Annotated in this window: 12 protein-coding genes; 4 read left to right on the forward strand and 8 right to left on the reverse strand. The window is 74.2% G+C overall.

What is annotated here, in order from left to right:
• Window positions 1–115 precede the first annotated feature (115 nt).
• From grpE to ACWF41_RS16385, 3 genes are all read right to left on the reverse strand, one after another.
• On the reverse strand, window positions 116–736 hold the full coding sequence (gene grpE, locus ACWF41_RS16375) for a nucleotide exchange factor GrpE (RefSeq protein ID WP_380318225.1): 621 nt from the start codon (window positions 734–736) through the stop codon (window positions 116–118).
• On the reverse strand, window positions 733–2,616 hold the full coding sequence (gene dnaK, locus ACWF41_RS16380) for a molecular chaperone DnaK (protein WP_380318318.1): 1,884 nt from the start codon (window positions 2,614–2,616) through the stop codon (window positions 733–735). Before dnaK ends, grpE begins: the two co-directional genes overlap by 4 nt.
• Window positions 2,617–2,828: 212 nt before the next feature.
• Window positions 2,829–3,815 carry a cold-shock protein gene (locus ACWF41_RS16385; protein WP_380321017.1) on the reverse strand — a complete coding sequence of 329 codons (987 nt, stop codon included), beginning with the start codon at window positions 3,813–3,815 and terminating at the stop codon, window positions 2,829–2,831.
• A gap of 176 nt (window positions 3,816–3,991) precedes the next feature.
• On the opposite strand from ACWF41_RS16385, the gene ACWF41_RS16390 reads away from it, so the two are divergent.
• Entirely contained in the window at window positions 3,992–4,345 is a 354-nt protein-coding gene (locus tag ACWF41_RS16390) for a DoxX family protein (protein ID WP_380321014.1), read from the forward strand.
• Between the two features lie 13 nt (window positions 4,346–4,358).
• Here ACWF41_RS16390 and ACWF41_RS16395 read toward each other — a convergent pair whose 3' ends face one another.
• The 3 genes from ACWF41_RS16395 to ACWF41_RS16405 form a co-directional block, all read right to left on the reverse strand.
• Window positions 4,359–5,009, reverse strand: a complete 651-nt coding sequence (locus ACWF41_RS16395; RefSeq protein WP_380321011.1) for a flavin reductase family protein — start codon at window positions 5,007–5,009, stop codon at window positions 4,359–4,361.
• A 43-nt stretch (window positions 5,010–5,052) separates the two neighbouring features.
• Entirely contained in the window at window positions 5,053–5,529 is a 477-nt protein-coding gene (locus ACWF41_RS16400) for a GNAT family N-acetyltransferase (protein WP_380321008.1), read from the reverse strand.
• A gap of 104 nt (window positions 5,530–5,633) precedes the next feature.
• Window positions 5,634–6,314, reverse strand: coding sequence for a histidine phosphatase family protein (locus tag ACWF41_RS16405; RefSeq protein ID WP_380321005.1), 681 nt, complete (start codon window positions 6,312–6,314; stop codon window positions 5,634–5,636).
• Between the two features lie 92 nt (window positions 6,315–6,406).
• Here ACWF41_RS16405 and ACWF41_RS16410 point away from each other — a divergent pair, with 92 nt between their 5' ends.
• The gene (locus ACWF41_RS16410; RefSeq protein WP_380321002.1) at window positions 6,407–6,955 is read left to right on the forward strand and encodes a GrpB family protein; all 549 of its coding nucleotides are present in this window, start codon (window positions 6,407–6,409) and stop codon (window positions 6,953–6,955) included.
• A gap of 53 nt (window positions 6,956–7,008) precedes the next feature.
• Here ACWF41_RS16410 and ACWF41_RS16415 read toward each other — a convergent pair whose 3' ends face one another.
• Window positions 7,009–7,698, reverse strand: a complete 690-nt coding sequence (locus ACWF41_RS16415) for a response regulator (RefSeq protein ID WP_380320999.1) — start codon at window positions 7,696–7,698, stop codon at window positions 7,009–7,011.
• Entirely contained in the window at window positions 7,695–9,440 is a 1,746-nt protein-coding gene (locus ACWF41_RS16420; protein WP_380320996.1) for a sensor histidine kinase, read from the reverse strand. The genes ACWF41_RS16415 and ACWF41_RS16420 overlap by 4 nt, the downstream gene beginning before the upstream one ends.
• Before the next feature lie 108 nt (window positions 9,441–9,548).
• On the opposite strand from ACWF41_RS16420, the gene ACWF41_RS16425 reads away from it, so the two are divergent.
• Together ACWF41_RS16425 and ACWF41_RS16430 are read left to right on the forward strand one after the other, a co-directional pair.
• Window positions 9,549–10,559 (forward strand): Bug family tripartite tricarboxylate transporter substrate binding protein, encoded by a 1,011-nt coding sequence (locus ACWF41_RS16425; RefSeq protein WP_380320993.1) that lies wholly within the window; start codon window positions 9,549–9,551, stop codon window positions 10,557–10,559.
• Window positions 10,556–11,104, forward strand: coding sequence for a tripartite tricarboxylate transporter TctB family protein (locus ACWF41_RS16430; RefSeq protein WP_380320990.1), 549 nt, complete (start codon window positions 10,556–10,558; stop codon window positions 11,102–11,104). The genes ACWF41_RS16425 and ACWF41_RS16430 overlap by 4 nt, the downstream gene beginning before the upstream one ends.

Consider the following 11,104-nt stretch of genomic DNA (forward strand, 5'->3'; position numbering starts at 1 on the left):
CCCCCTTCCTGGTCATGCTCGTGATCTCATCATCCTCGTCGAACGGGTCCGGGCGGGCCACGCCGAACGCTCGGCATGCCCCACCCGGACCACGGTGTCCTTCAGCGGCCCGGCGTCACTCGGGGCCGACGACGCCCACACGGGCGGCGCGGACCACCTTCTCGCCGATCCGGTAGCCGGGCTCCACCACCAGGCTGACGGTCGTGGCCGCGACGTCCGGGTCGACGTTGTGCATGAGCGCCTCGTGCACCGTGGGGTCGAACTCCTCCCCCACCTGGCCGAACCGCTCGATGCCGAACTTCGCCAGCGACGCGTCGAGCTTCTCCGCGATGGCCGCCATGGGCCCGGTGAGCTCGGCGTGCTGCTTGGCGCGCTCGATGTCGTCGAGCACCGGCAGCAGCGCGACCAGCACGTCCTGCGTGCCCTGCGTGCGCGCCACCTCCTGGTCGCGCAGCGACCGGTTGCGGTAGTTCGTGAACGACGCCCGCTCCCGCTGCAGCGCATCCAGGTGCTCGGCCGCCTCGGCCTTGGCCTTGAGGACCTCGGCGCTCTCGGCGGCCTCGCCCTCGGGCTCGAAGTCGAGTGCCGCGAGCGGGTCGGTGCTCTCGCCCTCGCCGCCGGCCGCCGACTCCCGGGCCTCCCCCGACTCGGGGTCGACCTTGCGCTTGTCGGTGAAGTGGAAGGGGGCGTCCCCCGAGCCCTCGGGCTCGGGGGTCCCCTGCGGGTTCTCCGTCACTTCTTGTCGTCCTCGTCGTCGACGATCTCGGCGTCGACCACGTCCTCGTCGGGGGCGGAGGTCGCGCCCGCGGCCGCGGCCGCGTCGTCCTCGGCCGCCGCGGTGTCACCCGCGGCCTGCTCCTGCTCGGCCGTGGCGTAGAGCGCCTGGCCGATCTTCTGCGAGGAGGCGCCGAGCTTCTCGTACGCGGACTTCACGGCGTCGGCGTCCTCGCCCTCCAGGGCGGTCTTGACGGCGGCGACGTCCGCCTCGACCTCGGTGACGACCTCGGCGGGGAGCTTGTCGCGGTTGTCCGCGATCTGCTTCTCCATCGAGTACGCGAAGGCCTCGGCCTGGTTGCGGGTCTCGGCCTCCTCGCGACGCTTCTTGTCCTCGGCCGCGTGCTCCTCGGCGTCCTTCACCATGCGGTCGATGTCCTCCTTGGGGAGGGCCGACCCGCCGGTGATCTTCATCGACTGCTCGGTGCCCGTGCCGCGGTCCTTGGCGGACACGTGCACGATGCCGTTCGCGTCGATGTCGAAGGTGACCTCGATCTGCGGGACGCCGCGGGGCGCCGGGGCGATGCCGGTGAGCTCGAACGTGCCCAGCGGCTTGTTGTCGCGGGTGAACTCGCGCTCGCCCTGGAAGACCTGGATCGCGACGGACGGCTGGTTGTCCTCCGCCGTCGAGAAGATCTCGCTGCGCTTGGTCGGGATGGCCGTGTTGCGCTCGATGAGCTTGGTCATCACGCCGCCCTTGGTCTCGATGCCGAGGGACAGCGGGGTCACGTCGATGAGCAGCACGTCCTTGCGCTCGCCGCCGATGACGCCGGCCTGCAGGGCCGCGCCCACGGCGACGACCTCGTCCGGGTTGACGCCCTTGTTGGGCTCGCGTCCGCCGGTGAGCTCCTTGACGACCTCGGTCACGGCGGGCATGCGGGTGGAGCCACCCACGAGCACGACGTGGTCGATGTCGGACACGGAGATGCCCGCGTCGCGGATCACCGCGTGGAACGGCGCCTTGGTGCGGTCGATGAGGTCCTGCGTCATCTGCTGGAACTGGGCGCGCGTGAGCTTCTCGTCCAGGTGGACGGGGCCGTTCTCGCTCATCGACAGGTACTGCATCGAGATGGTGGTGCTCGTCGCGGACGAGAGCTCCTTCTTGGCCTGCTCGGCCGCCTCGCGCAGACGCTGCAGGGCGATCTTGTCCTTCGACAGGTCGACGCCCGCGCTGTTCTTCACCTGCTTGATGAGGTGGTCCACGATGCGCTGGTCCCAGTCGTCGCCGCCGAGGCGGTTGTCGCCGGACGTGGCGCGCACCTGGATGGTGGAGAAGTCGTCCTCGTCCTTGCCGACCTCGAGGAGCGAGACGTCGAAGGTGCCGCCGCCCAGGTCGAAGACCAGGATGAGCTCGTCCTCCTTGCCCTTCTCCAGGCCGTAGGCGAGGGCCGCCGCGGTGGGCTCGTTGACGATGCGCGTCACGTTGAGGCCCGCGATCTGGCCGGCGTCCTTGGTCGCCTGGCGCTCGGCGTCGTTGAAGTACGCCGGGACGGTGATGACCGCGTCGGTGACGGGCTCGCCCAGGTACTCCTCGGCGTCGCGCTTGAGCTTGCCGAGCACACGCGCGGAGATCTCCTGCGCGGTGTACTTCTTGTCGTCGATCTCGACCGACCAGTCGGTGCCCATGTGGCGCTTGACCGACGAGATGGTGCGGTCGACGTTGGTGACCGCCTGGCGCTTGGCCACCTCACCGACGAGGACCTCGCCGGTCTTGGAGAACGCGACGACGGACGGCGTCGTGCGCGACCCCTCCGCGTTCGCGATGACGGTGGGCTCGCCGCCCTCCAGGACGGCGACCACCGAGTTGGTGGTACCCAGGTCGATACCGACTGCTCGAGCCATGTGTGCTGCCTCCATGCGTACGTCCGGGCGCCTCTGCGCCCGAGGTTGAGTCAACTGCACTCAACGTAAATCTCGGCGTCCCCGCCTCGCAAACCGCAGGCGCCAAAGTTGAGTCTGCATGGCTCAACCTTGCTCAGGGCGTCGATATTCCCGCAGGCAGCCCCCGCTGTTCGCCGTGAGCGAACAGCGGGGGCTGAGGGGCAGTCGCAGGGTCAGACGAGCTCGACGCCGTCGGCCTGAGGGCCCCGGTCGCTCTGGCGCACCTTGAAGCGGACCCGGTCGCCCTCCTCGAGGAACTCGACGTCGCGCACGACCGACACGTGCACGAACAGGTCCTCGCCCCCGGCGTCGGGCGTGATGAAGCCGAACCCGCGGTCCGCGTCGTAGCGCGCGACGGTGCCCTCGCCGCCGCGCACCGGCCCGCCGGCCGGGCGGCCCGAGCGCCCCCGGTCCGAGCGGCCGTGGTCCCGACCGTGATCCGCGCGACCGCGGTCCCGGCCGTGGTCCGAGCGGCCGCGGTCGGCCCCGCGCACGCCGGAGCCGCGCACGAGCCGCACGTCGCGGGCGTTCGGCCCCTTGTCGCCGTCGACGACGTCGTAGGTCACCCGCGCGCCCTCGGGCAGCGAGGTCAGCCCCGGGCCGAGCGCGTTGACGTGGACGAAGAGGTCGCCGCCGCCCGCGTCCGGGGCGATGAACCCGAAGCCCTTGGTGTCGTCGAACCAGGACACGGTGCCGTCCGCGCCGTCCGAGGCCGCCCGAGCGGACTCCGACGCGAGCGGCAGCAGGTGGTCCGCCTGCGGCCCCTTCTCCCCCTCGACGACGAGGAACGCCACGCGCTGCCCCTCCGACACCACGCCGCCGCCCACGATGGCCGAGCTGTGCAGGAAGATCTCCTGGCCACCGTCCTCGGGCGTGACGAAGCCGTACCCCTTGGCCGGCTCGTACCAGCTCACGGTGCCGAGCACGCCCAGGGGTGCGTCGGCGGCCCGGTCGCCCGTGACGCGGACGCGCCGCGCCTGGGGGCCGCGGTCGCCCTCGCCGACCTCGAACTCGACGGCCTGCCCCTCGCGGAGCTGCTTCGGCCCGTCCCCGCCGACGATCTCGGAGGCGTGCACGAACAGGTCCTCCTCGTCGTTCCCGAGGTCGATGAAACCGAACCCTCGGTCGGCGTCGAACCATCGGACTGTTCCCTGGGGCACGTCAAACTCCTCGTCTCGACTGACTTCTCCTCCCCAGTGTCCCCCGGCGGGGCCGTCGACAGGCGGTTCGGGCGGCCCTCGGGGACGCGGCGCCCGTCACACCCGCGCCGCCCGCCTCGTCGTACCGACGACCCGGGCACGACGCCCGGGCACGACGACGGAGGGAGCGGGTGCGCATGGACACGGCCGCCGTGGTGGTGACGATCCTCGGAGCGGTGATCAACGGGGCGGCCGCCGCCTTCTACCTGGCCGGGCACGAGTACCCGCGCAGCCAGGCGGACATGAAGGGCATCCCGCGCCGGTACGTGCCGATGCTCGGGATGCTGCTCGCGGCTGGCGCCGTCGGGCTGCTGGTCGGGTTCGCGCTGCCGCTCGTGGGCGTCCTCGCCGCGGGCGGCCTGGTCCTGTACTTCGTGGGGGCGATCGTCGCCCACCTGCGGGTGGGCTCCCACCACGTCGTGGGCGCGATCGTGTTCCTCGCCGTCGCGGCCGCCGCGTTGACGCTGGGGCTCCTGGCGGGCAGCGCCTGACCGCGCGGACCCGTCAGCGGCGCCGGGTGCGCCCGAGGCGGGGCCCGGTGCCGAAGTACTCGCGGAACACGTAGAGCGCGGGCGACCAGGCGTCCGTGTCGACGTGCCCGGTGCCGGTGTCCACGACGGCGCGGTCCGCGTGGACCGCCCGGACGTAGACCTCGACGATGCGGAAGTCGTCGCCGTCGGGGCCCTTCGGCGCGTGGATCGCCTGCACCTCCGCCTCGCACTGGATGGCGCACTCGGCGATGCGCGGCGGGCGCACCACCGTGGAGGGCTGCGGGGTGAAGCCGCCGGGGGTCCACTTGTCACCGCTGCTGCGGAACCGGCCCCGCTTGTGCGGCGGGAGCGGGTCGCTGCCGCTCAGCAGCGCGATCTCCTCCACCTGCGACCAGCGCTCGGCGTGCGGGAAGTTCACGACGCACTGGCCCTCGCGCTCGAGGTTGGCGAGCGTCTGCGACGCGGCGCCCCAGCCCAGCACGATCGTGCGCCCCAGCGTCCACGCCGACGACATCGGCCCGATGTTCGTCGACCCGTCGGGACCGGTGGTGGTGACCAGCGCGATCGGGGTGCCGACGTACAGCACCGGGGGGTCGATGGGCACGTGCGACGACGAGGCCTCGTCGGGCACGGTGTCGTGCGCCGCGGCGCTGGTCGGGCTCATGGCCCCATCGTCGGGGCGGGACGCTTCGGTCCCCGCCGAACCGTCAGAGCGGCTTGCGCATCTGCTGCGTGACGACGGCGTACCCGGAGGAGTCGTACAGCGCCATGGCGGTCGCGTTGCGGCCGTGGACGTTCAGCTCCAGCGCGGTGGCGCCGGCTTCCCGGGCCGCGTCCTCCGTGGCCGTCAGGAGCGCGCGGCCGAAGCCCTGGCCTCGCCGCGGCTCCAGCACCTCGATGTCGTAGAGGAACGCCACCCCCGGCAGGCAGTGCGGCGGGTCCAGCGCCACCCAGGCGCGGCCGACCGGCTCGCCGTCCGCGTCCACCCCGACCCGCACGAGCATCCCCTCGGTGGCGAGCCCCCGCGGGAGCAGGGCCGCGCTCTCCTCGCGGGCGCGGCGCACCGACCCCTCCCACGGCCACCGTCCGGCGGCGACCTGCTCCGCGGCGTACCCCTCGGCCAGGTCGTCCTGCCACTCGTCGAACTCGGCCTCGGTCATCGGGCGGAGCGTCACCGTCGTCATGGACGCATGCTGGCACACCGCGGGTCCCACGGGCCGACGTAGTACCCGGTGACCGATCCGGGCCCGGAAGCGTCACCGGGTACTACGTCAACGGCCACGCCTGGTCAGTCGTCGACGGCCTCGCCGGTGGGGTCGTTCGCAACCACCGCGTCGAGGCGCTCGCCGCCGACGGGCTCGCGGTGCCACTCGACGAGGCGCCAGCCGGAGGCCGGGTCGCCCTCGACCTCGATGAGGCCGGTGTTCGCGAGCGGGGTGTGCGCCAGCTCGTCGACGTCGAGCCCGCGCACCCGGGCGCCGGACCACGACCGGATCGCCGCGCCGTGCGAGACGGCGAGGACGACGCCGTGGCCGCGGTCGGTACGGTCGGCCACGCCCGCGAGCGCGGCGACGGCGTCGTCGAAGCGGGTGAGGAACGCGTCGCCGTCGGGCCCGCCGGGCATGCGACGGGACCGGTCGCCGCGCGACCAGGCGAACACGGTCTCCAGGTAAGTGTGGTGGTCGGCGAGGTCCGCGGACATCTCCAGGGAGCCCGCCTCGATCTCGCGCAGCCCGTCGAGGACGGTGGGGCGCAGGGCGCGGTCGTCGGCCAGCGGCTGGGCGGTGAGGGTGGTGCGTAGCAGCGTCGAGACGGCGAGGGCGTCGATGCGCCGCCCCTCCAGCGCGCGGGGGACGGCGGCGGCCTGCTGCTCCCCGAGCGGGGTGAGCCGCGGCCCGGGGGCACCGGTGTCGAGCAGGCCGGCCACGTTGGCGGGGGTCTGTCCGTGTCGCAGGAGGAGGAGGCGCATGGTCCTACCCTCTCCTACCCTGGCCGACCCGCCGCCGTCGCGGGGACCGCGCCGCCCGCCGGCCGGACGACCGCGCCTGCGAGGATGACCGGGTGCCGATCACCGTGGTCCCCTCGTCCCCCGACTGGCCCGCCGCGTTCGAGGGCGTCGCGGCCGCGCTGCGGGCGGCGCTCGCCGGGGTGCCGACGGCCGTCGTCGAGCACGTCGGCTCGACCTCCGTGCCCGGCCTGGCGGCGAAGCCGGTCCTCGACGTCGACGTGATCGTCCCTGCCGAGGACGTCGCCGCCGCGGTGCGGGCGCTCGAGGGCGTGGGGTACGCCCACGCCGGCGACCTGGGCCTGCCCGGCCGCGAGGCGATGGACGCGCCCGACGACGACCCCGCCCGGCACGTCTACGTCTGCGCGGCCGGGACGCTCCACGTGCGCAACCACCTCGCCGTCCGGGACGTGCTGCGGCGCCGCGCCGACCTGCGCGACGAGTACGGCGCGGTGAAGGCCGCGCTCGCCGCCGACCCCACGATGGACATCGACCGGTACGTCGCCGGCAAGTCGGCCGTGCTGCAGAAGGTCCTCGCCGAGTCGGACCTCACGCCGGGCGAGCTGCGCGAGATCCTCGGCACCAACGACCCCGGCATCGACTGACCCCGGCATCGACGACCCGTCCGCCTGACGGCGCGCTGCGCCGCGGCCGCGCCTCAGCGCAGCCGGTAGCGCCGCTCGGGCCGGCCCGCGGTGCCGTAGTTGAGGCGCACGGCGGCGCGCCCCGTCGTCGCGAAGTGCTCCAGGTAGCGACGCGCGCTGACGCGGCTGACGCCGATCTCGTCGGCGCACTCGGCGGCGCTCAGCTCCGCGCCGTCGGACAGGGCCGCGAGCACGGCGTCCGCGGTCTCCTGGCTGAGCCCCTTGGGGAGCGCGGGGCGCGCGCCGCCGCCCGCGCGCGAGGGCTGCGGCGCGAGGAGGGCGTCGATCTCGGCCTGACCGGGTCCGCCGGGGCGGTCGCGGCCGTCGAGGGCCTCGTGGGCGCGGCGGAACGCCTCCAGCCGGGCCGCGAGGTCCTCCGACGCGAACGGCTTGACGAGATAGTGCGCGGCACCGCCGGCCGCCGCCGCGCGGACCGTGTCGGCCTCGCGGGCCGCCGTGATCACGACGACCCCGAGGTCGCGGCCCGCCGCCCGCAGCCGCCGCAGCACCTCGATGCCGTTGATGTCGGGCAGGTGCACGTCGAGCAGCACCAGGTCGGGGCGCAGGGCCTCCACGGCGGCGAGCGCGTCCGCGCCGGTGTGCGCCTCCCCGACGACGCGGAAGCCGTCCACCCGCTCCACGAAGCGGCGGTGGATGGACGCGACCATGAAGTCGTCCTCCACCACCAGCACGTCGAGGCTCACGCCTGCTGCACCCCCTGCTCGCTCGCCCGGTCGGCCCGGCCCGCCCCCGCGACGGCCTGCGGCAGCCGCACGATGAACACGGCGCCGCCGCTCGGCTCCTCGCCGTCGTGGCCGGCACGGCCGTGGTCGCCGCCATTGTGCATGGTCACCGTGCCGCCCCGGCGCTGCGCCAGCACGTGCACCAGCGCGAGGCCGACACCGCGCCCGGTCTCGCCGTGCGGCTTCGTGCTCCAGCCGCGGCGGAAGATGGCGTCGGCCTGCTCGGGCGGCACGCCGCGCCCGGTGTCCGCGACCTCGACGAGGACGTCGTGCGCGGGGCCGTCCTGGGCCAGGCGCACCCGGACCATGGCGGGGGCGGAGACGCCGTCCGCGCCCGGGCCCGCGGCCCACGCCGCGGCGTCCACCGCGTTGTCCACGAGGTTGCCGAGCACGGTGCCCACGTCGGCGGACAGGTCGGGGTCGAGGCGCGGCAGCGCGCTGCCCTGGTCGACGACGAGCTCCACGTGCCGCTCGTCCGCGAGGCTCGCCTTCGCGATGAGCAGGGCCGCCACCGCCGGGTCCGCGACCCGCGACGTCACCACGTCGCTGAGGGCGGCGCGCCGGCGGGTGAGGCGGTCGACGAACCGGCCCACCTCCTCGTACTCCCCCAGCTCGATGAGGCCGGAGACCGTGTGGAGCTGGTTGCTGAACTCGTGGGTCTGCGCGCGCAGCGTCTCGGTCACGCTCTCGCGCGCGTGCAGCTCGCTCTGCAGCGCCAGCAGCTCCGTGCGGTCGCGCAGCGTGGTCACCGTGCCGGCCGGGCGGCCGTCGTGCAGCACGCGGCGGCGGTTCAGCACCAGCACGGTGTCCCCGGAGACGAGCACCACGTCGTGCACCTCGTCCGTGCCGCGCAGCAGGTCGGCGACGGCTGGCTCCAGGCCCACGTCCGCCAGGCCCGGGTCGTCCAGGCGCCGCCCCGTCAGGTCGGGGGCGTCGTCCGCAAGACCGAGCAGCGCGCGGGCGCTGTCGCTCACGAGGCTCACGCGGCCGTCGTCGCCCACCACGACCACGCCCTCGCGGATGGAGCGCAGCACGCCCTCGCGGTGGTCCGCGAGCGCCGCGATCTGCGCCGGCTCCAACCCGCGGGTGCGGCGCTTGACCAGGCGCGCCAGCAGCCACGACCCGGCGACGGCGAGCGCCGTGCCGATGCCGAGGACCACGAGGACGTCCCCGCCGGCACGGGACACGCGCTCGGCCAGCGGCGGGTACGGGTCGGCGAGCACGGCGACGGCGAGCGGGTGCGGCGCGCTCCCCCCGTACACCGGGACCCAGGCGGCGATCGAGCGGTCGCCGAGGTCGGTCACGTCGCCACTGCCGGCGACCGTGCCGGCGTCGGCCGGCAGCGCGAGCTGCTCGCCCGTGCGCGTCGGGTCGGTCGACAGCAGGATCCGCCCGTCGAGGTCCGTGAGGTAGGCCGTCTTCGCGTCGACGTACGCGGCCCGGGACTGCAGGTAGAAGAGCAGGGCCTGCGTGTCGCTCGCGCCGTCGGCGAGGCCGCCCTGGAGTGCGGGGATGCCCGCCAGCCCCTCGGCGGCCACCTCGAGCCGGTCGGCGCGGTCGTCGCGGAACTGGGCGTCGGCCTGCCCGAGGAACACGCCCGCGGCCGCCGCGACCACCACGAGGAGCACGGCGAGCTGGAGCAGCAGGACCTGCCCGGCGAGGGTGAGGTGGCCGCGGGGGCGGCGCGAGGAGCGTGACCGCAAGTTCCACAACCTCCTTTGGTTGTCCAATGATGACGCGCCCGGCCCGGGCCTGTGACGATCGCACCCGGGGCACAGCCGCCCCGCAGCACCGACAGTCTGGAGCACACGGTGTCGACGACGACATCCCGGCGACGACGCGGCGTCCGCGCCGCCGTCGCCGCGACCCTGGCGACGGCCCTGCTCGCCGTCACCGCCGCGTGCGGGGTCACGCGCGGCGACGACTCGACCGACCTCGACATGTGGATCCCGAACAGCCCCGGCGGCGGGTACGACCAGACCGGCCGCGCGGCCGTCGGCGTCCTGGACCGCGACGGCATCACCGGCGGCGACATCCAGGTCACCAACATCCTGGGCGCGGGCGGCTCGGTCGCCATGTCGCGGCTCATGGGCGAGGCCGGCAACGAGCGGCTCATGATGACGCTCGGCCTCGGCGTCGTCGGGTCCACGTACTCGTTCGGCGTGGACGCCCGCCCCCAGGACGCCACCCCGCTCGCCCAGCTCATCGAGGAGCAGGAGGGCGTCCTCGTCCCCGCCGACTCGCCCTTCGAGACCATCGACGACCTCGTCGACGCGTGGAAGAAGGACCCGGGCTCCGTGGTGCTGGGCGGCGGCTCGTCGCCCGGCGGGCCCGACCACCTGTTCCCCATGCAGCTCGCGAAGGCCACGGGCGTCGACCCGAAGGACCTGCGGTACGTGTCGTACGACGGCGGCGGTCCCCTGACCAGCGCCCTGCTGGGGCACAAGATCCAGGTGGGGTTCTCCGGCCTCGCCGAGTTCGAGGGGCAGATCGAGGCGGGCGAGCTGCGCGTGCTCGCCGTCTCCGGCGACGAGCGCGTCGCCGGGGACACCCTCGCCGACGTCCCCACGCTCACCGAGAGCGGCATCGACCTCGTCTTCACCAACTGGCGCGGCGTCGTGGCCCCGCCCGGCATCAGCGACGAGGCCCGCGACCGGCTCATCGACCACCTCACCCGCATGCACGACTCGCCCGAGTGGGAGCAGGCCCTGGCCGACAACGGCTGGACGGACGCCTTCGTCACCGGCGACGACTTCGAGCAGTTCCTGCGCGAGCAGGACCAGCGGGTGTCGACCACCCTCAAGGAGCTGAACCTGCTGTGAGCACCGACGTGGAGACCCCCGCACCGGGGGCCGCGGACCCGGGTCCGCAGGGCCCGACCGCGACGCCGCGCGTCGACCGCGCGCAGTACGGCCTCGCCGCCGTGCTGCTGATCGTCGGCGCCTACACCGTGTACGACGCGAGCACCCTGGAGGTCGGGTTCGCCGACCCGGTGGGCCCGCGCATCTTCCCGATCCTCATCGGCGGCGGTCTCGTCGTGACGAGCGTGCTGCTGGCCCTGGCGACGGCGCGCGGGTCGCGCCCCGAGCCGGAGGCCGGCGAGGACGTCGACGTCACGACCGCGGCCGACTGGCCCACCGTGCTCAAGCTGGTGGGCGTCGTCCTGCTGACGATCGCCACGGTGACGTGGCTCGGGTGGGCGCTCGCGGGCGCCATCCTCTTCGCCGGCGCCGCCTGGGCGCTGGGCAGCCGCACGCACGTGCGCGACGTCCTCGTGGGGCTCGTGCTCGCGGTGGGCAGCTGGTACGGCTTCGTCGTCGGGCTGGGCATCCCGCTCACCCCCGGCGTCCTCGACGGGATCCTGTGA

Source organism: Isoptericola sp. NPDC055063, assembly GCF_053608125.1.

Coding starts and splice junctions, on each gene's coding strand:
- dnaK (WP_380318318.1), bottom strand. CDS start 2,616: ATGGCTCGAGCAGTCGGTATCGACCTGGGTACCACCAACTCGGTGGTC.
- ACWF41_RS16390 (WP_380321014.1), top strand. CDS start 3,992: ATGGACACGGCCGCCGTGGTGGTGACGATCCTCGGAGCGGTGATCAAC.
- ACWF41_RS16395 (WP_380321011.1), bottom strand. CDS start 5,009: ATGAGCCCGACCAGCGCCGCGGCGCACGACACCGTGCCCGACGAGGCC.
- ACWF41_RS16400 (WP_380321008.1), bottom strand. CDS start 5,529: ATGACGACGGTGACGCTCCGCCCGATGACCGAGGCCGAGTTCGACGAG.
- ACWF41_RS16405 (WP_380321005.1), bottom strand. CDS start 6,314: ATGCGCCTCCTCCTCCTGCGACACGGACAGACCCCCGCCAACGTGGCC.